This window comes from Paenibacillus sp. J5 (genome assembly GCF_054955055.1).
This window is the reverse complement of the sequence record NZ_JBUEDD010000002.1, coordinates 448,191-474,628: the sequence shown is the minus strand read 5'-3', so window position 1 is coordinate 474,628 and position 26,438 is coordinate 448,191. Positions and strand designations below refer to the sequence as shown.

General features: G+C 53.6%; 21 protein-coding genes. 16 read left to right on the top strand and 5 right to left on the bottom strand.

The features are described 5' to 3' along the window. Positions 1-61 precede the first annotated feature (61 nt). Positions 62-898 (bottom strand): aldo/keto reductase, encoded by an 837-nt coding sequence (locus tag ACY1JZ_RS04615; RefSeq protein WP_462628259.1) that lies wholly within the window; start codon positions 896-898, stop codon positions 62-64. Positions 899-1,015: 117 nt separating this feature from the next. Between ACY1JZ_RS04615 and ACY1JZ_RS04610 the strand changes: the two genes are divergently transcribed. The 6 genes from ACY1JZ_RS04610 (at position 1,016) to ACY1JZ_RS04585 (ending at position 7,497) form a co-directional block, all read left to right on the top strand. Beyond that, a complete protein-coding gene (locus ACY1JZ_RS04610) occupies positions 1,016-2,197 on the top strand; it encodes a glycosyltransferase family 2 protein (protein ID WP_462628258.1) in 1,182 nt (393 codons plus the stop codon). A gap of 191 nt (positions 2,198-2,388) precedes the next feature. After that, positions 2,389-5,118, top strand: coding sequence for a BclA C-terminal domain-containing protein (locus ACY1JZ_RS04605; protein WP_462628257.1), 2,730 nt, complete (start codon positions 2,389-2,391; stop codon positions 5,116-5,118). 509 nt (positions 5,119-5,627) lie between these two features. Then, entirely contained in the window at positions 5,628-5,942 is a 315-nt protein-coding gene (locus tag ACY1JZ_RS04600) for an alpha-helical endospore appendage domain-containing protein (protein WP_270170783.1), read from the top strand. Between the two features lie 198 nt (positions 5,943-6,140). Continuing rightward, positions 6,141-6,452 carry an alpha-helical endospore appendage domain-containing protein gene (locus ACY1JZ_RS04595; protein WP_462628256.1) on the top strand — a complete coding sequence of 104 codons (312 nt, stop codon included), beginning with the start codon at positions 6,141-6,143 and terminating at the stop codon, positions 6,450-6,452. A 24-nt stretch (positions 6,453-6,476) separates the two neighbouring features. Further along, positions 6,477-6,917, top strand: coding sequence for an alpha-helical endospore appendage domain-containing protein (locus ACY1JZ_RS04590; RefSeq protein WP_462628255.1), 441 nt, complete (start codon positions 6,477-6,479; stop codon positions 6,915-6,917). A gap of 40 nt (positions 6,918-6,957) precedes the next feature. Further along, the gene (locus tag ACY1JZ_RS04585) at positions 6,958-7,497 is read left to right on the top strand and encodes a hypothetical protein (RefSeq protein ID WP_462628254.1); all 540 of its coding nucleotides are present in this window, start codon (positions 6,958-6,960) and stop codon (positions 7,495-7,497) included. A gap of 75 nt (positions 7,498-7,572) precedes the next feature. Here ACY1JZ_RS04585 and ACY1JZ_RS04580 read toward each other — a convergent pair whose 3' ends face one another. Beyond that, on the bottom strand, positions 7,573-9,051 hold the full coding sequence (locus ACY1JZ_RS04580; RefSeq protein ID WP_462628253.1) for a glycosyltransferase: 1,479 nt from the start codon (positions 9,049-9,051) through the stop codon (positions 7,573-7,575). 144 nt (positions 9,052-9,195) lie between these two features. Between ACY1JZ_RS04580 and rfbH the strand changes: the two genes are divergently transcribed. Genes rfbH through ACY1JZ_RS04545 form a run of 7 tightly spaced genes read left to right on the top strand, consistent with a single transcriptional unit; the run spans position 9,196 to position 17,392 of the window. Beyond that, complete coding sequence (rfbH, locus tag ACY1JZ_RS04575) at positions 9,196-10,521, top strand: lipopolysaccharide biosynthesis protein RfbH (protein WP_462628252.1); 1,326 nt, start codon at positions 9,196-9,198, stop codon at positions 10,519-10,521. Further along, positions 10,518-11,285: a glucose-1-phosphate cytidylyltransferase gene (gene rfbF, locus ACY1JZ_RS04570; protein ID WP_462628250.1), complete on the top strand. Its 768-nt coding sequence runs from the start codon at positions 10,518-10,520 to the stop codon at positions 11,283-11,285. The genes rfbH and rfbF overlap by 4 nt, the downstream gene beginning before the upstream one ends. An 18-nt stretch (positions 11,286-11,303) precedes the next feature. Further along, a complete protein-coding gene (rfbG, locus tag ACY1JZ_RS04565) occupies positions 11,304-12,398 on the top strand; it encodes a CDP-glucose 4,6-dehydratase (protein WP_462628249.1) in 1,095 nt (364 codons plus the stop codon). Positions 12,399-12,412: 14 nt separating this feature from the next. Further along, positions 12,413-14,191, top strand: coding sequence for a thiamine pyrophosphate-binding protein (locus ACY1JZ_RS04560; RefSeq protein ID WP_462628248.1), 1,779 nt, complete (start codon positions 12,413-12,415; stop codon positions 14,189-14,191). A 2-nt stretch (positions 14,192-14,193) separates the two neighbouring features. Continuing rightward, the gene (locus ACY1JZ_RS04555) at positions 14,194-15,315 is read left to right on the top strand and encodes a glycosyltransferase family 2 protein (protein ID WP_462628247.1); all 1,122 of its coding nucleotides are present in this window, start codon (positions 14,194-14,196) and stop codon (positions 15,313-15,315) included. Next, a complete protein-coding gene (locus tag ACY1JZ_RS04550; RefSeq protein WP_462628246.1) occupies positions 15,315-16,124 on the top strand; it encodes a class I SAM-dependent methyltransferase in 810 nt (269 codons plus the stop codon). The genes ACY1JZ_RS04555 and ACY1JZ_RS04550 overlap by 1 nt, the downstream gene beginning before the upstream one ends. 8 nt (positions 16,125-16,132) lie before the next feature. After that, positions 16,133-17,392 carry a glycosyltransferase family 2 protein gene (locus tag ACY1JZ_RS04545; RefSeq protein WP_462628245.1) on the top strand — a complete coding sequence of 420 codons (1,260 nt, stop codon included), beginning with the start codon at positions 16,133-16,135 and terminating at the stop codon, positions 17,390-17,392. Between the two features lie 245 nt (positions 17,393-17,637). Here the strand turns inward: ACY1JZ_RS04545 and ACY1JZ_RS04540 are convergent, their stop codons facing one another. The 3 genes from ACY1JZ_RS04540 to ACY1JZ_RS04530 all read right to left on the bottom strand — a co-directional run bounded on the left by ACY1JZ_RS04540 (position 17,638) and on the right by ACY1JZ_RS04530 (position 19,774). Beyond that, the gene (locus ACY1JZ_RS04540) at positions 17,638-18,219 is read right to left on the bottom strand and encodes an LOG family protein (protein ID WP_462628244.1); all 582 of its coding nucleotides are present in this window, start codon (positions 18,217-18,219) and stop codon (positions 17,638-17,640) included. A 35-nt stretch (positions 18,220-18,254) separates the two neighbouring features. Next, positions 18,255-19,013, bottom strand: coding sequence for an HAD-IIB family hydrolase (locus ACY1JZ_RS04535; RefSeq protein WP_462628243.1), 759 nt, complete (start codon positions 19,011-19,013; stop codon positions 18,255-18,257). Between the two features lie 146 nt (positions 19,014-19,159). After that, the gene (locus ACY1JZ_RS04530) at positions 19,160-19,774 is read right to left on the bottom strand and encodes a TetR/AcrR family transcriptional regulator (RefSeq protein ID WP_462628242.1); all 615 of its coding nucleotides are present in this window, start codon (positions 19,772-19,774) and stop codon (positions 19,160-19,162) included. Positions 19,775-19,933: 159 nt separating this feature from the next. Here ACY1JZ_RS04530 and ACY1JZ_RS04525 point away from each other — a divergent pair, with 159 nt between their 5' ends. From ACY1JZ_RS04525 to ACY1JZ_RS04515, 3 genes are all read left to right on the top strand, one after another. Beyond that, the gene (locus ACY1JZ_RS04525) at positions 19,934-22,159 is read left to right on the top strand and encodes an MMPL family transporter (protein WP_462628241.1); all 2,226 of its coding nucleotides are present in this window, start codon (positions 19,934-19,936) and stop codon (positions 22,157-22,159) included. Between the two features lie 339 nt (positions 22,160-22,498). Then, positions 22,499-23,737, top strand: a complete 1,239-nt coding sequence (locus ACY1JZ_RS04520) for a DUF445 domain-containing protein (RefSeq protein ID WP_462628239.1) — start codon at positions 22,499-22,501, stop codon at positions 23,735-23,737. A gap of 91 nt (positions 23,738-23,828) precedes the next feature. Continuing rightward, positions 23,829-26,252 carry an EAL domain-containing protein gene (locus ACY1JZ_RS04515; protein WP_462628238.1) on the top strand — a complete coding sequence of 808 codons (2,424 nt, stop codon included), beginning with the start codon at positions 23,829-23,831 and terminating at the stop codon, positions 26,250-26,252. The last annotated feature ends 186 nt before the right edge of the window (positions 26,253-26,438 follow it).

Genomic DNA, 26,438 nt, shown 5'->3' with positions numbered 1-26,438 from the left:
TAATCTGTATAGTAACTATACAGTCAATCGCTTTTTAAGCGTATCTGGAATAACGGGATGCTCAGTCCGGTGGGTCGAATTCATCTGGATGCTTGCCTGTGCGTAGGTCTTCATTCAATTGATCAATTGCTGCCATCTCTCCAGCAGTTAGCTCAAAGTCAAAGATCTGGCTGTTCTCAGCAATACGCTGAGGGGTGACTGACTTAGGAATGGTCACAATGCGCTGCTGGATGTTCCAGCGAAGGATGATCTGCGCGATACTCTTGTTATACCGAGTGGATAACTGCTGCAGTGTCTGCTCCTCCATTAATTGTCCTCTCATGAGCGGGCTCCATGCCTGTACCTGAATGCCGCGCCTCCTGCAGTCGGCAAGCAGCGGCTTCTGCGTGTTCCGCGGATGCAGCTCGATCTGGTTGACTGCCGGGATGATTGGGCAAAGCTGCTGTAGCGCTTCCAGATGCCGACTCTGGAAGTTGCTTACCCCGATCGCTCTCACATAGCCTTCCTCATACAGCTTGACCATGGCTCGCCAGCTATCCTTGTACATATTTTTCACTGGCCAGTGAATGAGGTACAGATCGATATAGTCAAGGCTCAATCTGCGCCTGCTCTGCTCGAAGGCAGCAAGCGCCGATTCGTAGCCCTGATCGGCATTCCATAGCTTCGTTGTAATGAACAGCTCCTCACGAGGCAGCCCCGAGTTGCGAAGCGCTAGGCCGACACCTTCTTCATTGCCGTAGACCGCTGCGGTATCTATGCTCCGGTAACCACTGCTTAGTGCTGCAGCTACTGCTCGTTGCAGCTCCGCCTTCTCCTTTACCTTCCATACGCCAAGCCCGAGCCAGGGCATCTGTACTCCGTTATTCAATTCCACTGTATCCGCGATGGATGTTGGCACGCTGCTGCGCCTCCTCTCATATGGCCGCCAGGTGGGGACTGCCTGCCATCTCTTCATGTATACAATATGGGCGACTATAAGCATATAGTACAGTTATGAAGGATAGGAGGACTGTCTATGGATCAGCCGGTTAGAGCGGCGACGTTGTCGCTATGCATGGTGGTCAAAAATGAGGAGGATCAGATTGGTCGCGCGCTGGAGAAGGCCAGTCGTTATGTGGATGAGATCATTATCATCGATACCGGCTCTACAGACCGAACCGTCGAGGTATGCGAGCGCTATGGAGCGCAGGTATGGTGTATTCCATGGGAGGACAACTTCGCCAAGGCGCGCAACTATGGACTGCAGCAGGCTAGCTGCACTTGGGTGCTGTGGCTGGATGCAGATGAGGAGCTGGAGGTCGCAGACGTGGAGGAATGGAAGCGTGCGTTATCAGATCCGGGCCAGCTTCTGTGGGCTATCCCGCTCATTAACTATTATGGCTGCGCGCCGCCTGACCCCAATCGCGCCTATCTGGCTGCACAACATCGTGTATTTCGCAACGGTAGCGGTTTTTACTTTGAGCATGCGATCCATGAACAACTGGTGTGTACGAATAAAGAACAGCTTGAAGGGCATAGCCTGCGGAGGTTGCCTGCGGTGATTCATCATTACGGCTATATGGATGCTATCGTCGAGCGCAAAGATAAGCACCAGCGGAATCTATCCCTGTTGAACAAAGCGCAGGAGCAGCCTGGTTATCATCCGTGGATAGACTATCATATGGCTAGCGAATATTATCGGGTGCAGCGCTATGCTGAAGCTTTTGGATGGCTGAACACTTCGATTCGGAGGTTTATTGAGGCTGGAAAGCTGCCTCCATCGCTGATCTATAAGATGAAGTATGATATTTTGCTCGCGCTGGGCAGCATCGAGAGTGCTGGCGAAGGGATTATTAGGGCGATACAGCTATACCCGGACTATACCGATCTTCATTATTACCGGGCACTGATCGAACAGATGAAGGGGAATTATGAGGAGGCGGAGAGGTTATTCTATCATTGCCTTGAGCTGGGCGAGCAGCGATTGCCATATCTCATCTTGAAGGGGGTGGGCAGCTTTCACGCGATGTATGGAATCGGACATTGTCGGGAGGAGATGGGAGATTGGAGAACCGCCGCCGCTAAGTATGAGGAGGCTTTAGCTCTGAATCCGGAGCATAAGGAGGCACAGGAGGGGCTGATGCGTATGAGAAGTCATATGGAGCGCTATGCCCATGAGGAGAGAAGAGAGGATGAAGACGGAGCAAGTCAACTATAAGGTTAGAGAAATCAACACCCCGTAGATCTGTGCGCTATGCGTACTCTAGGGGGTGTTGCGTTTGTGTGGTTCAGTTGCATAAATTTATAAAAATTCTATAATTGAGTTTTTTTGTTCATTTGACAGGTTCCAATTTAGCCAATTAACCATAGAGTATTGAAACTACGTTACCTATGTCAGGAGGCAGATTCATGTCGCAACCTAACCTCCCCAATATTACACCTAATATCACGATTACCAGAGAAGATGCTATCAATATGCTGCTATCTTCGATTGCAATGGAAGAATTAGGATTAAGCCATATTTTAAATGCAGGCGGGGAAAACCTTCAATATGTATTAGGTACATTGCCAGGTGTGAGCAGTCCTCCTGCAACGCTTAGCGATGTAATGGCCATGCATGCCAGCGTTCGTTCGACAATTGAGAGCGCAACACGAAATCAAATGTTTCTTCAATCCAAAATGGACAGTATATTAAGTGCAACGGTCATGGTTGGGCCTACTGGTGCAACAGGACCGACAGGCCCCTTTGGCGGCCCGACTGGTCCAACGGGAGGGAGCGGGGCTACGGGTGCGACCGGAGCCACGGGAGCTACGGGATCTACGGGAGCTACGGGTACGTTGGAAACGGGTGAAGTACTGTTCAATGTAATTGGAACTTCGGGCTCGGCAACTGTCGGTTATACTGACAACATATTGTTCGTGTCCGATACGTTATCTATTGATGTCACTCAAGGGTCAGCCATCGTGCGAATTGAAAACCTGCAATCCGCGACGGGCACGACAGGGGCAACGGGGGCAACAGGAGCGACCGGGGAAACTGGAGCGACCGGAGCAACGGGAGCCACAGGGGCAACAGGAGCGACCGGAGCCACAGGGGCAACAGGAGCAACAGGAGCCACAGGGGCAACAGGAGCAACAGGAGCGACCGGAGCCACAGGAGCAACAGGAGCAACAGGAGCCACCGGAGAAACTGGAGCCACCGGAGCCACAGGGGCAACAGGGGCAACGGGAGCAACAGGGGCAACAGGAGAAACTGGAGCCACAGGGGCAACAGGAAGCTTCACAGGTGTCGTAGCCTTCGATCCGGTTGCAGCTCCAACATATCCGGTGGGTCAAGTGGTAACGTATGAGGGAAGCACGTATGTAGTGATTACAGCGCCGCCTGCGGGAACACCGGACAGTTCAACAGATTATAGCTTACTGGCAGCAGCTGGAGCCACGGGAGCCACGGGAGAAACTGGAGCCACGGGAGTTACGGGAGCAACAGGAGAAACTGGAGCCATCGGAGCGACCGGAGCAACAGGGGCAACAGGAAGCTTCACGGGTGTCGTAGCCTTCGATCCGGTTGCAGCTCCAACATATCCAGTGGGTCAAGTGGTAACGTATGAGGGAAGCACGTATGTAGTGATTACAGCGCCGCCTGCGGGAACACCGGACAGTTCAACAGATTATAGCTTACTGGCAACAGCTGGAGCCACGGGAGCCACGGGAGTCACGGGAGCCACGGGAGCTACGGGAGTCACGGGAGTCACCGGAGAAACTGGAGCCATCGGAGCGACCGGAGCAACAGGGGCAACGGGAGCAACAGGGGCAACAGGAAGCTTCACAGGTGTCGTAGCCTTCGATCCGGTTGCAGCTCCAACATATCCGGTGGGTCAAGTGGTAACGTATGAGGGAAGCACGTATGTAGTGATTACAGCGCCGCCTGCGGGAACACCGGACAGTTCAACAGATTATAGCTTACTGGCAGCAGCTGGAGCCACGGGAGCAACAGGGGCAACGGGAGCAACAGGGGCAACAGGAAGCTTCACAGGTGTCGTAGCCTTCGACCCGGTTGCAGCTCCAACATATCCAGTAGGTCAAGTGGTAACGTATGAGGGAAGCACGTATGTAGTGATTACAGCGCCGCCTGCGGGAACACCGGACAGTTCAACAGATTATAGCTTACTGGCAGCAGCTGGAGTCACGGGAGCCACAGGAGAAACTGGAGCCACTGGAGCGACGGGAGCAACAGGAGCAACAGGAAGCTTCACGGGTGTCGTAGCCTTCGATCCGGTTGCAGCTCCAACATATCCGGTGGGTCAAGTGGTAACGTATGAGGGAAGCACGTATGTAGTGATTACAGCGCCGCCTGCGGGAACACCGGACAGTTCAACAGATTATAGCTTACTGGCAGCAGCTGGAGCCACGGGAGTCACGGGAGCCACGGGAGTCACGGGAGTCACGGGAGCCACGGGAGCCACGGGAGTCACAGGGGCAACAGGAAGCTTCACAGGTGTCGTAGCCTTCGATCCGGTTGCAGCTCCAACATATCCAGTGGGTCAAGTAGTAACGTATGAGGGAAGCACGTATGTAGTGATTACAGCGCCGCCTGCGGGAACACCGGACAGTTCAACAGATTATAGCTTACTGGCAGCAGCTGGAGCCACCGGAGCAACAGGAGCAACAGGAGCGACCGGAGAAACTGGGGCCACAGGAGCCACAGGATCGACTGGCGCTACAGGAACGAGTCTTACAGCTAACTCAATATTTGGAAGTAACACGAGTGGGAGTTTAATTTCAGTTGTCCTCGGTGGAACGAATGTCCCATTACCTAATAACCAGGTTGTGGGTGCAGGGACCGCATTCAATGGGGCATCAACGACTATTACATTGACCAATCCAGGTAATTATTTTATTTCTTATTCCATTAATCTAAATGCTGCTCTATTAGTCAGTTCCCAAGTAGTAGTGAATGGTACAGTGGTGCCGCAATCCGTTATTTCACCAGCTATAAGTTTAACAGCTTTTAATTGTAATTTTATTGTTAATGTGCCCACCGCAAATGCTACAGTTCAGCTTCAATTATTCGGAGTGATAGCTGCGGCAACGCTTGCTTCTACTGCTCCAACAAATATGTCTGTCATTCGACTAAGCTAACCATTCTAAGAAATCGAAAAGAAATAGTGACTGGATAGATACTTTGCATAGAGCTATTATAAGCTTGCAAAAAAGAAAATGGCCTCCTGAATCCTGAATCAGGGGCCATTTTTGGCTGTGAATCAACGTGTGACGTTGCAGGATATGCTAGTACAGGGGGGAATATTAATAGGTCGTGTTTGAAAACTCGTTCAAGGGTATCTCTCACCGCCTGTTCGCCCCATGCTGCGTTGCCTTTTCTTGACGTACCCCCGGTACGCCTTCGAAAAAAACGCCTTGCTTGAAACGAAAATTCGGATAGGTCTGATCCGTTCAGACTTTTCAGACTCGCCCTAGAAGCTCAGCCGCGAGCTGTCTGTTCACCAGGCGGCTCGAATGCTCATCCTTCCAGATTTTTCGAGCGGACAAGCCGTTCGATTAAATGGGGCTAGAAATTATTGATGTGCCAGAGTTAAGGATGAGCAGTTATACATATACATGTTGCATAACGAGATAGAGAGGTGAGGAGCTTGTCCCAAGCATCTATTCCCAATATTACGCCGAGCATATCGGTAACTGTCAATCAAAGCATGGCGCTGTTGCTGGCATCCATTGCCTTAGAGGAGCTGGCTCTCGCCCATATTATCAATGCAGAGGCAGAGAAGATACAATACGTCGTCGGTACTCTGGGAAGAGGCCTCACTCCTCCAGCAACACTATCCAACCTGCTAACGGTTGATGAGAGTGTCAGACGAACGTTGCAGGAAGTGGTTCGCAAAGAAATTTTGCTTCAACAGAAGCTGGATTCTGTTCTGGCTCATATACCTATTGTTCCTAGAGCATAGTTAGGTCGAGTCACTAAGGGTACTTCCACGATCTGAGTTTTCTGATTCAGTTCCTGGATCGTACTCTTTTTTGTGAGCGGCTATTCTTGGGACATGTAATGAATAGAAATTACATATATATGTTTGTAAGTTGTTTTGCCCAAGCTCTCAGAGAAGAGTGCAGCCTTCATTTTCAGATAAGAGAGGAAGTTGCGAAGGATGAGCATGCCGAACGTGCCGGATATTACGCCTGAAATTGTGCTGAAGCGCCCTGAGGTTATCAATCTTCTGCTCACTTCCATTGCTTTGGAGGAGATCGGATTATCTCATATTATCAATGCAGAGGCAGAGAAGCTGCAGCGCTTTATCCAGGAGCATGAGTTCAGTCTCGATGATGCGCTCAGGATTAATGACAGTGTGGATCGCATGCTGCGAAATGTAGTTAAAAACCAGATACTGCTGCATTTTAAGCTAGAGGATGTTATCCGGCTGGAGGAGCGGCTGGAATACCTCGAAGATTACTGCGAATAAAGACTGGAAGTAAGGAGGATCACGATGAAGACGAATGAACGTATTTCCTCTCAAACCACACCTACCATTCATGATGCAGTAACTCATCTGATCGAATCCATTGCTTCCGAAGATAAGGCACTTTCCAGACTGCTGAACACGGAGGCAGAGCACATTCTGGCTTTTTCCCAAGAAAACATCCAGCATGAGAAGGGGCTTAATCTTACAGCGATTATCAAATTCAACCAGTCGGTCATTCAATTTATGGATACAGTGGTTATGGCAGAATGGATGCTGATGAAAAAACTGGACACTATGCTTCACATGCAGCTCCATACAGCGCTCGCCCAGCAAAACGGGATGATTGCAGAGGAGACGGAGGAACAGCAAGAACGGCCAGATGCAGATGTGCTGGATGCAGAGCAGATGAATGAGTTGGAATCCTTCGCAGAGCCTTGGGAGTGGAATGAAGATGAGTGGGGGTAGCAGGGATCAGACAAGTTCTGTAAAGGGACGTTCAATCCACATGCTTACACGATCTGTGCTCCAGTTATGTCACAGGATGATGATTCGGCTGGAGCACTTGTCAGGCCATGAGGCGATGCTAATTGAGCTGCAGATTGCCAGCATGGTAGGCGCGCTGGTGCAACTGCATGGACGAGCTAACTCCAGACAAGCGATGCAGGAGCTAGTACAATCGTCCGAAGTGGGGAGCGCAAGCCAAGGAGAACAGCCCCCGTCCGAACTAAGCAAGGAGGTGAACCTGCTGCTTCGTCAGTTGGAGACGCAACTGACAGTTCAGCCGCCGCAGCGCCGAAGTGTGAAGCAGCTCGTCCATCATTTGCGTGCATTGATGCGGCAAGCCGACTACATGCAAGCAGAGTTGGCCTCTGCTCAGGAGGAGAGGGGAGCGCGAAACCGAACGATAATGGAGCCCACAGCAGAACCCAATGCTGGCAGCCTTCCCCAGCAACTGGCTAATATCCATGCACCGATATTCTTTGTAAGGGCGAATGTGAGGATTGGACATAAGAAATTGGGGAATGAGCATAGACCTGTTAACTGAATTCATCTTGTAAGGTGCCCGGCCCATCAAGCTGCATCCAGCAGTCTGATAGGCCGGGTACGTCCGTCTTCAGGGCTATTGCCCCCCGTCCTGGCGTGCAGCTCTGAGCTGCATCATGGCTTCCTCGTAGTAGGCTTCATCCTGGTAGTGCAGGGTGAAGAACTCCTCGAATTGCTCCAGCTTGGGCGAGCCGTTTGCAGCAAAGCGGCTATACCAGGGGAGGATGAAATTGTAGAAGGCTATGCGCTTATCCTCCCGCACAGATTCTGGTGCAAGCCCCTTGCCGACGAAATGGTGCAGGATGCGCTGGTACCCATCGATGAATACCTGACCAAAGTTGTAGCTTGCGGTGTCATTCCCTGCGTAAGCAAAGATGGGGCGATGAACGATGCAAAATTGCGGGTGCTGCTCCAGTATCGCATATTGCCAATAGATTTGATTGAAGGAGGAGGACAGGAACAGGCTCTTCTCCTCGAGCTGCTCCCACTCCTTGCGGCGCAAGATGGTAGAGGAAATAAATGAGGAGTAGATGGAGGTGCGGGCAAGATAATCGTCCATTCCATTTCCTACCACCACCTCCCCGTTAGGATGAATCAAGTCGATATGAATGACTGCACAGTCGCGATGCTGATACAGCACATTCAAGAGCGGCAGCACGGTTCCTGGCAAGAAGAAATCATCGTCGCCTTGAATTTTGATGAAGGTTCCGCGTCCCTTGGCTACCACGCTCATAATATTGGCGTCTGCACCGACGTTCACTTCATTGCGGACATGACGAAAATTGCTATAGCGTGCAGCGAAGTGCTTGAGAATCTCAGATGTCCCATCCGTAGAGGCATTATCGCTGACGACGACCTCGATCAGTTCCGTATCCCCGATCTGGTCATAGATGGCATTCAGGCAGCGGCGTAGATCTCCCTCGCGGTTATAGGTGGGGATGCAGATGGACATGAGCGGCTGCTCCTTGCGTTTCTCCAGTAGCAGCAGTGCTTGTCGCTGCGAGCGGGTACGCACCCATTTCCCGCTGTGGGTGTCATAGACCTTCAATATGCTGGCTGGCGAGCCGCCGACTACACAATATTCTGGCACAGAGCGTGTGACGACGCTATTCGCGGATATGACGCTGCCTCTGCCGATGCGAACATCGCCGACGATGACGGCATTGGCGCCGATCCAGGCGCCTTCACCAATCTCCACGCTCTGGCTATGGGAGGTGATGCCCTGGGAATGAACCGGAATGCCGACAGATTGATAGTGATGATCTGTGTCGGAGATATAGACATTCGGCCCGATGAGCACATTGGCTTTTAGTTCTACCCGGTTGACAGCAGAGATGATAAGTCCCAGATTACACTGACAGCCATCCCCGATCATAATCTTGGGTCCGCGTCCAGTGCCAGGCGTTACAATATTGAACCAATAGTGTGCACGTATGAAGACATGGCTGCCGATGGCGATCTCTGGCGGGTAGACGAATTCTCCGCCTTGCTGGACGAAGGTGTTCTCCCCAAAATGCTGGAATCTGGCGGCCAGCTCTGCGCTGATAAATGACATTTACACCCTCCTTAGCAATAACAGTAAACTATTTTCTCTTGATTACATATAGTATGAGAGAAGCAGATTTAACATGCTTTGGTATAAGCATTTGCTTGTGCATACAACGAAGCAATGTCGGACATCTGGGAGGCACTGCCATACATGACGATGAAGGAGCAGGAACTGCGGGAGCAGATATTGCAGCTTGCTGCAGTCTATTACAAGAGCCGCTGGAGACACAAGGAGTTCGAGCCGGGAGTGGACTATATACCGGTAAGCGGCAAAGTGTTTGACGAGGAGGAATTGACTGCACTCGTTGATTCCTCGCTAGATTTCTGGCTAACCGAGGGACGATATGCCCGCCGCTTCGAGCGGGAGTTTGCCCGTTACATGGATACCCGCTATGCTCTGTTGACGAATTCAGGCTCCAGCGCCAATCTGCTGGCTTTCTCGGCACTGACCTCTCCACAGCTTGGAGAACGATGCCTCAAGCCGGGTGATGAAGTCATCACCGCTGCGGCAGGCTTTCCGACCACGGTCAATCCAATCATCCAGCATGGGATGGTTCCGGTCTTTGTCGATGTCAATATGTCAACTTACAATATTGATGCTTCGAAGCTGGAGGCTGCAATCAGCAGCAAGACCAAGGCGATTATGGTCGCGCATACGCTGGGCAATCCATTTGATCTGAGAGCGGTGAAGCAGGTTGCTGATCAGTATGGGCTGTGGCTCATCGAGGATACATGCGATGCAGTTGGTGCGCGTTATGATGGGCAGGCTGTAGGCTCCTTCGGCGATCTGGCGACGGTCAGCTTCTATCCGGCTCATCATATCACGATGGGGGAAGGAGGCGCAGTGCTGACCTCGAATGCCAAGCTGCGCAAGATTACCGAATCGTTCCGGGACTGGGGCAGAGATTGCTGGTGCAAGCCAGGCAAGGATAATACATGCGGTCGCCGATTTGATTGGGAGCTGGGCACGCTTCCGTGCGGTTACGACCATAAATATACGTATAGCCATATCGGATATAATCTCAAGATCACCGACATGCAAGCAGCCATCGGAGTGGCTCAACTGGCGAAGCTCCCGCAATTCGTGAAGCGCCGCCAGGAAAACTTCCGATATTTGAAGGAGGCGCTCCAGCCGCTTCAGCATCTGTTGGTGCTCCCTGAAGCAACACCGGGCAGTGAGCCGAGCTGGTTCGGCTTCCCGATCACGGTGCGGGAGAATGCGCCGCATAGTCGCAACGAGCTGGTACAGGCGCTGGAGGCGCACGGCATCGGGACACGGCTGCTGTTCGCAGGCAATCTGCTGCGTCAGCCAGCCTACGCGCAGGTGAAGCATCGCGTCGCTGGCCCGCTGACTCATACGGATGCGATTATGAACCGGACATTCTGGGTTGGCATCTACCCCGGCTTAACGGAGCCGATGCTAGACTATGTGGCTCAGGTGCTTCACAAGCTGCTTGGAGGGGGTGGGGCATCATGAAGGTTGTCCTGCTGGCGGGAGGCTACGGCACACGAATTAGCGAGGAGACGGTGCTGAAGCCGAAGCCGATGATTGAGATCGGGGATAAGCCGATCCTCTGGCATATTATGAATATTTTTTCGAAGCATGGCTTCCAAGAATTCATCGTATGTCTGGGGTACAAAGGTCATGTCATCAAGGAATATTTTGCGCACTATTATCTTCACGGGACGGATGTGACCTTCGATTTTGGCAACCGCAACAAGACGGTTGTTCATAATCAATATCTGGAGCCGTGGAAGGTGACGCTCGTCGAGACAGGACGGGACACGTTAACCGGCGGACGACTGAAGCGAATCGGGAGCTATATCGGACAAGAGCCGTTCTTGATGACCTACGGAGATGGATTGGCTGATGTAAATATCGCGAAGCTGGTTCAGTTTCATCAGGAGCAGGGCAAGCTGGCGACCGTAACGGCGGTGCAGCCTGGCGGTCGGTTCGGGGCACTGCAACTGGGAGCAGATTCCGGGGTCAAGGGATTTATCGAGAAGCCGCGTGGGGACGGGGGCTGGGTGAATGGCGGCTTCTTCGTGCTGGAGCCTAAGGTGCTGGATTATATCGAGGGGGACCGCACCGTATGGGAGGAGCAGCCGCTCCGAAGGCTAGCCGATGAACGGCAGTTGTCTGCCTATAAGCATACCGGATTTTGGCAGCCGATGGATACGCTGCGGGATAAAAACTATCTGGAGCAGCTATGGTCTGGCGGCGCAGCACCATGGAGGTAGGAGAGTAGAGGTGAGGGGATGAAGCATCTATCATATTGGCAGGGCAGGCGCGTGCTGGTGACCGGGCACACCGGCTTCAAGGGAATGTGGCTCTGCCTCTGGCTGCGCACGCTTGGCGCCGATATTACGGGCTATGCCCTGGAGCCGGAAGGGGCGGCCAGCCTGTATGGGCAGTGCCGCCCGGAGGGGTGGATGCGCTCTGTCATCGGCGACATTCGGGATCGCCAAGCAGTACAGGCGCTGGTAGCTGATTGTGCGCCAGAGGTCGTCATTCATATGGCGGCGCAGCCGTTGGTCAGGCGCTCCTATAAGGAGCCGACAGCCACTTACGAGGTGAATGTGATGGGCACGGTCTGGCTGCTGGAGGCGGTGCGCGAGGCGAGCTTGGCAGGGGCTCCGATTCGGGCTGTAGTGAATGTGACGTCAGACAAATGCTACGACAACCGCGAATGGGAATGGGGCTACCGGGAAAATGAGCCGCTCGGCGGCTACGATCCGTATTCGAGCAGCAAGGCATGTGCGGAGCTGGTAACGGCAGCGTATCGCAGCAGTTACTTTCATCCGTCACTGCATGACCGCCATCGGGTCGGAATCGCCACAGCGCGCGCAGGCAATGTAATCGGCGGCGGGGATTACGCAGAGGATCGTCTGCTGCCCGACTGTATTCGCGCATTGAGCGGCAATGGCAAGCTGGCGATTCGCCACCCGCAGGCTACCCGGCCGTGGCAGCATGTGCTGGAGCCGTTGTCCGGCTATCTGCTGCTGGCGCAGCAACTGGCAGAGCAAGGTGCCGCGCTGGCAGAAGCATGGAACTTCGGGCCAGATGAGCACAGTGTCCGCTCGGTCGAATGGATGACTCAGAGAGCGGGCGAGCTGTGGGGGAATCGCTCTTATTATGAACTGGACAGACAGGCGCAGCCGCATGAAGCGGCTGATCTGAAGCTGGACAGCTCGAAGGCGCGGCGCAGATTAGGGTGGCGGCCTCGCTGGAGCGTGGAGCAGGCCTTGGCACATGCCGTAAGCTGGTACCAAAGACAGATCGCGGGCGAGGCCGCCGAGGAGCTCTGTCTGGAACAGATTCGCACCTATATGGCTGCCTCGGCCATGCGCTAGCTAGGGGGAGAGAGATGAAGCTGTCTGACTATGTGATGGATTGTATCGCGGAGCAAGGGGTGGCTCATGTGTTCGAGATGATCGGCGGAGCCATCGCACACTTGCTGGACTCAACCTATGATCGACAAGACATCGAGTGCGTCTCGGTTCACCATGAGCAGTCTGCTGCGTTCGCGGCGGAAGGGTATGCCCGTGTAAATGGACGTCTAGGCGTAGCGATGGCCACCAGTGGACCGGGGGCGCTCAATCTGATAACGGGAATCGGAAGCTGCTACTTCGACTCCGTGCCTTGCCTGTTCGTTACCGGTCAGGTCAATACGTATGAGTACAAGGGAGATCGTCCGGTTCGACAGATCGGATTTCAGGAGACAGATATTGTTAGCATCGTGCGGCCGATCGTCAAGTATGCCGAAATGATCTGCGAGCCCGAGCGTATCCGGTATGGTCTGGAAAAAGCCGTCTTTCTCGCACGGCATGGCCGTCCCGGTCCGGTGCTGCTCGATCTGCCGATGAATGTGCAGCGTGCCGACATTGACCCGCAACAATTGCCGTCCTTCTTCGGCAGTGAGGAGCACCGTCAGCTCCTGGCTGAGCCGCCGCCCGTAACCAGCCGTGATATTCAGGCGGTTACGGCCATGCTGGAGAAGGCGCAAAGGCCGCTCATACTGGCTGGTGGCGGCGTTCGCGCCTCTGGGGCATCTGCTGAACTGCGGGAGCTGGTTGAGCTGACGGGAATTCCCGTCGTGCATTCGCTGCTCGGGCTGGATGCGCTGCCTGGCGTCCACCCGGCAAGCGCCGGGCTGATCGGCGCTTACGGCAATCGCTATAGCAATCTGGCAGCGGCCAATTGCGATCTGCTGTTGGTGCTCGGCTCGCGCCTCGATACCCGTCAGACGGGCACAAGGCCGTCTACCTTTGCCCGCGGAGCGCTCAAGGTGCATGTCGATATTGACAAGGCGGAGCTGAATGAGAAGGTACGGGTCGATAAGGCGCTGCATGCGGATGTAAAGAGCTTCCTGTGCAGGCTGGTCAAGTCGCTGCAGAGGACGCAACTGCCAGACTTCAGCGGCTGGCGGGCGATGATGAATAGCTGGCAGAAGCGTTATCCGAGCGGCTCCCCTGTTCCCAGTAGCGGAGCTGTAGAGCCGAACCGCTTCATGGAGCTGCTCTCTGCTTGCAGCAGCGATGGCGACCTGTTCGTGCTAGATGTCGGGCAGCATCAGATGTGGGCTAGCCAGTCCTTGCGTCTTCGAGAGGGTCAGCGGCTGCTTAATGCCGGAGGCATGGGCGCGATGGGCTTCGCGCTCCCGGCAGCGATCGGAGCATGCAAGGCGGAGCCGGGCAGGAGAGTCATTGTCATTGCGGGCGATGGCGGCATTCAGGTGAATATTCAGGAGCTGAACACGATGGCTCGGCATCAGCTTCCCATCAAAATATTCGTCATGAACAACCGCACGCTCGGCATGGTTCGTCAGTTCCAGGACATGTATTTTGACGGTCGCAGGCAGTCGACAGTTGGCAGCTATACCTGTCCTGATCTGCCGGCTATTGCGGAAGCCTACGGACTCCCGGCGAGTAGAATTAGGCTGCACTGCGAGGCCGAGCAAGCGATCAAGGACGCGCTGGATGCAGAAGGGGGAGTGCTGGTGGAGGTCGAGCTGTCGATGGATTCGGCAGTCACACCCAAGCTCGCTGTTCATCATCCGATTGAGCAGATGTCCCCCGCGCTGCCGCCTGGCGAACTGAAGTCTGTCATGGTAGTCGACATGCTGGATAAGGAGGATATAGGATAGCGATGATTACGATTAGCTTATGTATGATCGTCCGCAACGAGGAGAACAGCCTCGGACAATGTCTGTCAGGAATGGTGGGCATCGCCGATGAGATCGTCATTGTCGATACCGGCTCGACGGATAGGACGAAGGAGATTGCTGCCAGCTTTGGAGCCGTCATCTATGATTTTGAATGGATTGATGATTTTGCGGCAGCGCGTAACTATTCCTTCAGCAAGGCTACGAAGGACTATATTATGTGGCTGGATGCTGATGATACGATTACACCGGTGGATCAGGAGCGCTTGCGCCAGCTCAAGCAGACGCTTCCCCCGGAGATTGATACGGTGACGATGCCATACAATCTGGCCTTTGACGGCGAGGGCAATGTGATCAGCACGCTGCGCCGCAATCGACTGGTGCGCAGGGAATGCGGGTTTCAATGGACTGGGCCTGTGCATGAATACTTGGCGGTAGCTGGCCGTGCCTATGCGAGCGATGCCTGCATTACGCATAAGAAGGATAAGGCACATACCGATCGGAACCTGCGTATTTACCGCAAACGCGCCGAACAAGGAGAGCAGTTCTCGCCGCGTGATCTATACTACTATGCCAACGAGCTGCGCGACCATCAGTTCAATGAGGAGGCCGTGGATTACTATGGCCGGTTTCTGGCTACAGGGCAAGGCTGGATCGAGGATAATTTCCAAGCTTGCCTGAAGGGAGCAGAGTGCTGGGGCCGCTTAGGAGACAAGATGCAGGAATTTCAATGGCTGTGCCGGACACTGATCTATGACAAGCCGCGGGCAGAGTTCTGCTGCAGGCTGGGGGCTCATCTATTCGAGCAGGTGAAGTATGAGCAGGCCATCTATTGGTATGACCTCGCTGTACGTCTCCCTGTCGATACCGGCAATATGGGGATGACGAACAAGGCCGTCTCCACCTGGGTACCCCATCTCCAGTTGTGCATGTGCTACGATAAGCTGGGTCAGCATCAGAAGGCCAATTATCATAATGAGCTGGCGTTGAGCTATTATCCCTCGCATCCCAGCATGCAATATAATCGGAACTACTTCAAAAATTTGCTCGGTACCAGGTATGTGGGACTGAATGCGGCCCGTGTGAACAAGGGAAGGGGGGACTGATGCGTACCTTTCAGTTTGAATATCCGTATGTCCCCGCGGCGAGATACGGCTGGGGCAGGACGCTGCATCGCGGACTCTGTAGCCTGATTAATGAACGCCGCAGCGACTATGGGGCGTTTCTGGAGAAATGTCTGGAATTCAAGGAGCGACTGGCAGCGATTGAGCTTCGCTCGGAAGAGCAGTCTCTTCAGCCCTACTGGCTCAATTCATGGTTTACCGGTCTTGACGCAGTGGCGCTATATGGCGTAATCGCACACTCCAAGCCCAGGCGCATTATCGAGATTGGCTCCGGCAACTCGACGAAGTTCGCAAGGCGGGCGATTGCGGATCAACAGCTTGCGACGGAGCTTATCTCGATTGATCCCGCCCCGCGCGCGGAGGTAGATGCACTTTGCGACAGATTGATCCGCCAGGGCGCCGAGAATGTGGATGTCTCCATCTACCGCGAACTACAGGCGGGCGACATTTTATTTGTAGATAGCAGTCATCGTTCCTTTATGAACTCGGACGCAACCGTCATTTTACTGGAGGTTCTGCCCGAATTAAATTCGGGTGTGCTCGTGCAGTTCCATGATATTTTTCTACCGCTGGACTACCCGCCTTCGTGGGGGAACCGTTTATATAATGAACAATATGTGCTGGCAGCTTATTTGTTAGGTGGGGGCGGGGGCTTCGATATTTTCTTTCCAAGCGCTTTTGTCGAGCAGGATGAAGAGCTGGCTGCCAAGCTGAACCCGTTGTGGGAGGCCGCTGCACATATGCAATCAGTTCCTCGCAATGGCGCTTCGTTCTGGCTAAGGAAAAGGTGAGGTGACGGATGAAGACGAGTATTGTGATTTTGACGCGCAATCAGTTGGAAGTGACGGCGAGCTGTCTGGAGAGCATCCGGCGGCATACGCCAGAGCCGCATGAGATTATTATTGTAGATAATGGCTCCACGGATGGAACGCCGGATTATATCCGACTGTATCCGGACATTATTCTGCATGAGAACCAAGAAAATGTCGGCTTCGCTATAGGATGCAACCAGGGCACTGCGCTGGCAAGCGGGGACTATGTGCTGTTCCTTAACAATGATACTGTCGTCACCAAGGGGTGGCTGACCCATATGCTGCGAGTGATGGAGAGCGAGGAGGATGCGGGAATGGTCGGCCCGGTCAGTAACTTCACGAGCGGCCATCAGCGCATTGCAGTTAGCTACACAGAGCTGTCGCAGCTTGATGCATTCGCCGAGGCGTACACAGCTTCACAAGCGGGCAACAGGCTGCAGGTTCGCAGGTTGATCGGCTTTTGCCTGCTCGCCAGGCGAAGCATGCTGGAGGAGATCGGCGGCTTCGACGAGCGGTATCGCCTCGGAAACTATGAGGACGATGACCTGTGTCTGCGAGCCATCCGACAAGGCTATACCCTTCATGTTGCGCTGGATGCCTTCGTTCATCATTATGGTCATGTGACAATGGCCGGGCTGGAGAGCGACACGCTGAGCTCTCTGCTCCAAGAGAATGGACAGCGAGCCATTGAGAAGTGGGGAGCACCTATTCATGAGCTGATCTACCGCGCACCCATCCGAATCAGCTTGTGTGTGCTAGCCGGAGACGATGTGCGCAGCCTCCACCATACATTGGCTTCATCGAGAGGTGTGGCCGATGAGCTGATTGTAATGGTGCCACAATCCCAATCGCTGTCTCCAGAACAAGCTGCTGCGGCAGGTGTACCATCGGCTCAAGCGGAGATCACGGAGTTGGCAAAGCAGTATACGGCATCGGTCTACAGTTATTCGGGAGGAGACGAGACACCAGAGGAGGCATACCGATTCGGGTATGATCTGGCAAGCTGCGAGTTTGTGCTGTGGCTGCATGCTGGGGACGGACTGGAACAAGAGGAGCGTAGAAGACTCGCGGGGCTGAAGCTGGCTGTGGACGAAGGGGTTGAAGCGATTGAGCTGGCTTGCGGAGAAAAGGAGAGGCGCTATATGGTGCGGAGGTCAACTGGCTTCATATCGCCTGCGGAGCTGGCGGGAAGTAGCACTGCCATAGCCTGGATCGAGGGCGGGGTGAAGGTGAGCCGCCTGCAGTAGCCACCTTTGTGTCTATAAGTCGACAAGTCGTGTCGTATGTTGCGACAAAGACAACAGGAGGCATGCAGACGCCAGACGAAATTAGTATGATTGGGCTGTGTCAGGTACCATCCACGCCAATAGCGGGCTGGCGGGTACCTGACAGCAGCCCGCAACATGATGTGCTTCCAACCTGTGAATCTTATGATTGCAAGGTAAGGTAAGGTTAAGTTAGGTTAGCACCTTATAGGTCAGGCTTCATTCGCTTAGGCGTCTAGCTGCTTCCATTTCCGTTCCATCTGCTGTGGTACATAATTCTTCATCTGCTCCAATAGCTCTTCGGGTTCAGTCGAGATGCGGAACAAGCTCAGGTTGGAGCTATTGGAGAAGCCGCCCTCGATACTGGAATGAATCAAAGCCAGCAGCGGGTCAAAGTAGCCTTCGATGTTAAGCAGACCAATAGGCTTATGATGAATGCCGATCTGCGCCCAGCATAGCACCTCGAACAGCTCCTCATAGGTGCCAAATCCCCCGGGCAGAGCGATAAAGCCATCCGCCAGCTCGCCCATTTTGGCTTTGCGGGCATGCATGCCATCCACTTCAATCAGCTCGGTCAAGCCGTGGTGAACCATCTCTCCCTCGAACAGGCCGCGCGGCATGACGCCTACAGCCTCGCCGCCATGCTGCATGATCGTATTGGCGACCTCTCCCATGAGTCCAACGGTCGATCCGCCATAGACAAGGCGATAGCCCTGCTGTGCCATCAGTACAGCCAACTGGCGGCTTACCTGGGCATATTCAACCTTATTTCCAAGATTGGAGCCGGAAAAAATACATATTGATTTCATAATGAATTCTCCTCTCAATTGCGCCGTGCAGCGCTCTACAGTCGTTCTCCTAAGCTCTTCAGCTTTGCTATCAGCTCGTCTTCGCAGCGCTCGCCCAGAGCGACGGTTTCGTCAGCATACGGAGCCAGTAGAGGATGCTCCCCGATCATAATCGCATGACCTGAGGCCTGAAACATCGTAATGTCATTGGCATCGTTGCCTACAGCCACGAATTGTCCCTCAATAAACCCGAGCTTGCGCAGCGCTGACCACTTATGAATTCCCTTCGGGCTGATGTCGATGACAGCTTCATGATGATGACGGTGCACCACGACAGGCAGCTTCGTCAATTCCGCAGCAAGCTCATCCTTGGCATCGGCATCCAGCACGAGAATTTTCACTAAAGAACCAAGCTCTATGACAGCTCGGCGTGTTGCAAGGCGATGTTCATCGACCTGCCGCAATATCGGATGCTCATCCGGGCCATCGTAGGCGTAATCCCAATCGCTGTCATATAGACAGGAGGCGGAATGCTGTGCGAGCAGTTTCAACAGCGCGGCCTGTACGTCTTCGGGGAAGCTGGCGATGCTTATGAGCTTGCCGTCACGGGACGTCATCGCGCCATTGCCGCCGACCATCGGATAATGATGGAAGGGGCGCTCCAGTACAGGAAGCATGTCCCGGATCGGTCGCGCGGAGGCGAAGGCCACTTCATGCCCGCATGCGACAAGCTCAGCCAGGCAAGCCAGCAATGAACTGGAGACTGGCCGTCCATAGAAGCATAGTGTTCCATCTAAGTCAAATACAAATTGCATCCAAGATCCCCTCGTCTAATTCTCTCACCAAGCACAGTCTATTCAGTTTAATGGATGAAGGAAGGAAGCGCAACTGAGGTATGCGGCTTGCGAAGCAGTCAAAGACCTGACGGCGCAGCCCAAGGTTCAGCTTCAGGCTACATGGATTATGGACGCGGAAGAAGTCCGAACCAGAACAGATCAACCAGCTTCTCCGCTGCCTCCCCGGTAGATTGCCGCTGCTCCATCACCAGCTCGCGATTGCGAACAGTCATTGCCGCTGTGAAGGTATGGGATAGCAACAGCGGATCGCAATGGATGATGCTGCCTTCAGCCATGGCCTCCTCGAACAGGGTAGCGAGCAGCTCATGCAGCGCCCGCTCGCCTCCGCGCACCTTGTCGATCTGCTCTTGACTTAATCCAGCGGATGCCTCGCGCATCATCGTCTCAAAATCAACATGATTATTGCGCATATGTCCTTCTGCTACCGCAATGAGACGTTCTCTAAGCGGCAGCTCCTGCCTTATAAACCGCTCGGTCTGATTGTACGCCATCTGGAGAACGAACAGCAGAGACTCGGTGAATAGCACCGATTTGTTATTGAAATAGTAATAGACACTTGCCTTGGTTACGCTGCAAGCCTGGGCGACCATATCGAGAGAGACCTTCTCAAACCCCAGCTCCATGAATAGACGGGACGCTGTATGCAAGATCTGCTGCATTGTCCCGATGCTTCCCGAGCTTTTGGGTCGTCCTGGCTTCTTCTTTTGTTGTTGTGTCATTGCAATCACCGCCTGGCAACCAGTTTTAAAGGGAAAAATAAAAAACGCAAATTCGAAAAAATGCCATTGATTAATTAACCTTCGAGTATATATAATAAATTACATCAATAATTATATATTATACGAAAACGCTGAAGAAGTGAAACGGAGGATGCAACGATGTTAGAGAAATGGAGCGGACTATTCATTGGTAGAAGATCGCGTTGGGTAACGTTGCTGGTCTGGATCGCGCTGGCTGTACTCCTTACGGTGCTGTTGCCTGCGGTCGGGGAGAAGGAGAAGAACAATGCGCCCAATCTTGAGGCAACCAGTCCATCCGTGCTGGCTGATCAGTTAATTAAGGAGCAATTCCCCAGCTCATCCGGGGTACCCGCATTGGTCGTCTGGCACAGGGAGGGCGGCTTGACTACAGAGGATTATACGGTGATCCAGGAGCTAGCGCGTTCCTTGACGGAGCAGCCGCTGGCTGCACAGGCGGAGACGATCCCGCTGCACCAGCTTCCACCACCTGCGCTTGCGCAGATGGCATCGGAGGACAAGACCACCTTCGTGCAGCCTGTGGCATTCGTCGAGGCAACGGCTACAGAGATATTGAAGGATAATCTGGATGCGATTCAAGAGCGCACCCGTGCGATAGTCAAGACCGATCCATTCGCTGCATCTGTGGAGGATGCTTCGGCACTCAGCGCACGCATCACTGGACCGGTCGGAATATCCGTTGATGCGACGGGTCTGTTCCAAGGCGCGGATGTCTCCTTGTTGATTGCAACCGTCTTGCTGGTACTGGTCCTGCTGCTGTTGATCTACCGTTCTCCGATTTTGGCTATCATTCCCCTGATCGGCGTAGGCTTTGCTTATCTGGTGACGAGTCCGGTGCTGGGCTGGATGGCTGGTGAAGGCTGGATTACGGTGGATGGGCAAGCGATCTCGATTATGACCGTGTTGCTGTTCGGCGCAGGAACGGATTACTGTCTGTTTTTCATTTCGCATTTTAGGCAGGAGCTGCGCCGCGAGACCGACAAAATGGCGGCACTTCGTCGGGCCTTCAAGGATGCCTCCGGCGCTATTGCAATGAGCGGCTTCACTGTTGTACTCTCGCTGTTCGCTCTGCTGGCTGCCAAGTATGGGGCTTATCATCGCTTTGCCGTGCCCTTCAGCCTGTCGATCTTCATCATGGGGCTGGCAAGTCTGACGCTGATTCCTGCGCTGCTCGCAATTATTGGCCGAGCATCCTTCTTTCCCTTCATCCCCCGGACAGAGGAGATGGAGCGGGCACGGGCTCAGGCGAAAAACAAGGTCTACAAGCCAAGCAAGCAACAGAGAGGCCCAGGGCACGCAATCGGTCGTCTTGTTGTTGCCAAGCCATGGACGGTTGTTATCTGCTGTATCGTGCTGTTAGGATCACTGGCTGGCTTTGCGCCCCAGATCAAGTTCACTTATGATCTGCTGTCCTCCTTTCCTAAGGACATGCCATCCAGCGAAGGGTTCGCGATGATCAGCGAGGCCTACTCGCCCGGCGATCTGGCTCCGGTGACAGTTGTTGTACAGACCGATAGCAAGGAAACGGGGGTAGAGGAGCTGCTCGCTGCACAGCCGCTGGTGGATCATGTGTCTGCGGCTGTACCGAGTGTATCCGACCCCCAGCTACTCTCTTACAGTGTCAGCTTGAACATTAATCCCTACTCACAGCAGGCGATGGATGCTATCCCTGAGCTGCGCGCCCAACTGGAGCAACAATTGGAGGGTGCGGGAGTAACGGGTGCGGCCGCCAAAGTATGGATTGGCGGCCAGACAGCCGCCCAGCATGATGCGGAGCAGCTAACGATTCGGGATATGACGGTGGTCATTCCGCTCGTGATCGTATTGATTATGATCTTGCTGGTTGCCTATCTGCGCTCCGTGACTGCCATGCTCTACCTGATTGGAACGGTGGTACTGTCCTACGGCTCTGCGCTCGGCCTGGGCTGGATCATTCTCCATTATGGAATGGGGGTGGAGGCGATCCAAGGAGCTATTCCGCTGTACGCCTTTGCATTCCTGGTCGCTCTCGGAGAGGACTACAATATTTTCATGATCTCGAGCATCTGGAACAAACGGAAGTCGATGCCGCTCCACCAGGCCATTCGTGAAGGAGTGGCCGAGACAGGCGGGGTCATTACATCGGCCGGTCTCATACTGGCGGCGACCTTCGCCGTGCTGGCGACGCTCCCCATCCAGGTTCTGGTGCAATTCGGTCTGATTACCGCGATCGGCGTGCTTATGGATACCTTCATCGTCCGTCCGTTTCTGGTGCCGGCGATAACCGCTCTGCTAGGCAAGGCGGCCTTCTGGCCGGGCAAGGCAGAGCTAATCGAAGAAACAACCGCTGGCGGCTCGAACAGTTAAGCCTTGAGGGCACGGACTGAGGGGGTCAAGAGGGGCTAGGCGTAACGCAAGGCTGTGGTCTTGGGATGCGCCATAGCAAGATATAGGGCAGGCTCCGAAAGCGGGGCCTGCTTTTTGATATTCAAGCAAAAAATATTCACGTATATGAGTTGTCCGATTCTATGCGAGAAGCGGGCGATGCAGCTTAGCATGTTGAGTACGGCGGGAGCCGTCTACGTTTGTATGATCGCATGGAACCTCAGCATCACCTGCCAGCAAGGGCAAAGCCATTTACGCTTGGCATATCCAATCGTATATAATAGAATATTAGAACAGATTGCTCTAACAAGGAGAACAACGATGAAATCTAAATATTTGGCAGGCATGTCGCTCGTATTTATGGCAGGTGGCTTTGGAGTGACGCTGCTGCTGCCCGAAACCTCATTTATGTTTGTATTGAAGGGCGGCTTTGAGGCGGGACTGGTCGGAGCAATCGCGGACTGGTTTGCTGTCACAGCACTATTCCGTCATCCCTTTGGCATACCGATACCGCACACGTCGCTCTTGCTTAAAAACAAGGAGAAGATTGTCCATTCGCTCATCTCAGCGATGGAGAATGAACTGCTGAATAAGCAGAGCATCGAGGAGAAGCTGCGGGGTCTCAAGCTGTTGCGCTCTGCCGGAGCCTATCTGACGCGGCTGATGGGCAAGAGGAAGGTGCGTGTAGCGGTGGCGAATACCCTCATCCGGGCTGCTGAGCAGGTGCCCATAGAGAAGGCATTGCCGCAAGTCCAGTCTGTCGCAGCCTCCTACATCCGGCGTATGGATGCGCAAGAGGCTATAGAAGGCGCCATTGGGAAGCTGGTGCTTGGTCAGTATGATCAGCGCGCACTCGATTACATCTTAACTGAAGCGGCAAGCTGGGCGCGACAGCGAGAGACGAGGCAAATGCTGGGCAGGCTGGCTGCCGAGAAGCTGTCCGAGGTGAAGATGGGTGGCTTGATGGGCTTCGCGGTTCAGGCATTCGGCGGCATGATGAATGAGGATAAGATGGGCGTCATGCTGCAGGATATGCTGTTGTCCGGCATTGAGGATGTGATGCGGGAGGACAGCGCGATCCGTGATAAAATTTTGCATGAGGTGCGAGTGCGCATGTTTGAGTGGGCAGCAGACGAGGAACGGCTTGGCAGACTGCAGCAGCAGTTGGCTAGCAAGGTGGAGGGTGACGCTGTAACCGCCTTTCTCGCCACCAAGCTGGAGGAGCTGCGCGCACAGTTGATTCGCAAGCTGGAGGAAGATCGGGAGCGGGGCGGACGTCTTGTATTTCAACTGTATCGGTCTATCGTTCGCGCTCTTGGCGCCTCGCAGGAGTCGGTTGACCGCATGGATGCGCGCTTGCGTAGTTTCCTGATTGAGACTGTGGAGCAGAATCACTATCGAATCGGCAAGCTGGTGAAGGAAAATGTCGATAAGATGGATGATAAGCAGCTTGTGGGCATGCTGGAGGAGAAGATCGGGGCGGATCTTCAATGGATTCGCGTCAACGGCGCTCTGTGCGGATTTATTGTGGGGATTGTGCTGTCCCTGCTCCAGATGTAGGATGCCAGGCAACTTTCAAAAATGATTCAGACACACAATGTATAATGGGCATGACGCAAGTCCTACTCGTTAAACTGAAAGGGCGGACAGCATGGATCACATGGAGCATGTATATGGCACCTATAATGTGTTGCTTATCTTCATTTCTTATATCATCGCAGTGGCTGCTGCGTATTCAGCATTGGACCTGGCAGGAAGGGTGAACCGTTCCACTGGCCGAGTCAGACAACTATGGCTGCTATGCGGGGCAATGTCTATGGGCCTGGGTATCTGGTCCATGCACTTTGTCGGCATGCTGGCATTCAAGCTGCCTGTACAGGTCAGCTATGATGTGACGCTGGTCGTCCTCTCGGTCTTGTTTGCTGCTGCTGGCTCGTACATTGCCCTCTATGTCGTCTGCCGTGCGGTCATGGGGGCGAAGGAACTGGTAACAGGCGGGCTGTTGATGGCGACCTCAATCTGCGCCATGCATTACACGGGCATGGCGGCGATGAAGATCGAGATTGACTATGATCCGATTTGGGTCGGATTGTCGATTGTTGTCGCCTTGACAGCTTCGCTGGCGGCGCTGTATCTCATCTTCAAGCTTGGTCGCGAGGAGGGCTCAAGTGCGGTCTCGTACAAGCTTGGGAGCGGCATGCTGATGGGAGCAGCGATTGCCGGCATGCACTACATAGGAATGGAGGCTGCTTCCTTCCATATCGATCATCTGAATACGCAGTCGAATTGGGATATTGAACCGGGAATGCTCGCTTATCTCATCGCCTTCAGCACCTTGGCAATGCTGGGTGTTACCATGTTTGGCGCCTACGTTAGCCGTCGTCTGGTACAGAAGGATTCAGCCATTCAGGAGAGCGAGGTGTGGTATCGTTCATTGTACAACAATAACAGCGACGGCATTATTGCGGTCGATCTGGCAGGAAGTATCATCGATTTTAACCCCGCAGTGAAAGACATTCTGGGCTTGAAGCTGGAGAACCACAAGAACAGCTCCATATTAAGCTTGAACTTTCCTGAGGAATTCCAGACAGCTTGGGATACGCGAGCCTATGCCCGTTACTCAATGGCCTATACGCGGGAGGACGGATTTACCTTTGAACTGGTCGTTATGCACGTGCCTGTCGTCATCAATGACAGACAAACCGGACTTTACATCTTGCTTAAGGACGTGACAGAGGAGAAACGAGCACAATTGCAGATTGAGCATCTCGCCTACCATGATGAGCTGACAGGACTGCCGAACCGCCGCCGCTTCAATCAACTGCTAAGAGAGCTTATAGAGGACAGCAAGCGTAGCGGCGGAGGGTTCGCGATGATGGTCTTGGATCTCGACCGCTTCAAGATGATTAATGACTCGTTAGGTCATACGAACGGTGACATATTCCTGCAGGAGATGAGCGGACGAATCAACAAGAGCATTGCGCAAGAAGCGGTCACGCTATCTCGTCTGGGTGGCGATGAGTTCACACTGCTCTGCCACGGAATGACGGACGAGCAAGAGATTAGCAAGCTGGCTGAACGGGTGATTAAGGCGATCTCGGTGCCCTACAGGCTGAAGGATAATGATTTCTATGTCACAGCCAGCATCGGCATTGCAGTCTATCCTGTGCATGGCGATGATGGAGAGAAGCTGCTTCGCAATGCTGACGCTGCGATGTATGAGGTGAAGCGTGTTGGGAAGAATGGCTTTCAATTTTTCTCCACTGCGCTGAATGAGGAGCTGCAGGAAAAGCTGGAGCTGGAGGGTGATCTGAGGAAGGCGCTGGGGCGGGGAGAATTGCAGCTCTTTTATCAACCTCAGATGCGGGCAACCGACAATCAAATGATCGGGGTGGAGGCGCTGATTCGATGGCACCATCCGGTCAAGGGCGTCATCTCACCGGGATTGTTTATCCCCATAGCCGAGGATACGGGCATTATCTATGACATTGGAACGTGGGTGCTGCGGACGGCATGTCAGCAGATGAAGGCCTGGCATGATGCAGGAGGACCATTGATTCCGGTGTCGGTGAACCTATCCTCCCAGCAATTCCATCAATCCAATCTGGTTGAATTGATCTGTGGCATCCTGGACGAGACGGGATTGGAGCCGCACTATCTGGAGCTGGAAATTACAGAGAGCATGATGATGGATGCAGCTCTATCGACCGGGGTGCTCAATGAGCTGAATCGGCTGGGCATCCGCATTAGTCTCGATGATTTTGGCACAGGCTATAGCTCACTGAGTTATCTTAAGCTGTTTCCTATTCATAAGCTGAAGATTGACCGATCTTTTATTACAGATATTACACATAATGATAATGACAAAGCACTCGTAGCAACCATCATTGCCATGGCACAAAATTTGAACATGAATGTGATTGCCGAAGGAATCGAAACGAAGGATCAGCTAGACTTTTTAACAGCGAATGATTGTCAGGAAATCCAGGGCTATTATTTCAGCCGACCGCTGTCGGCAGCCGATGTCGAGAAAGCGTTCTTTGAGCCCCAACGCCATATAGAGTCCTTGATGTAAGCGTGGGATTGCCTTTTTCCAATGGAGAAAAAGGCAATTTTTATTTTTTATGTAATGGATAGGGTTCAGAATCGATACGGCCCGGATTTATTTTTAAATTGCAGCTTGCGTCCTAGGCTGTGCTGTTCTACACTCAAATCATAGAGTACTCAAGGTACATCTTACCAACTGGCAACCGTAATTGGC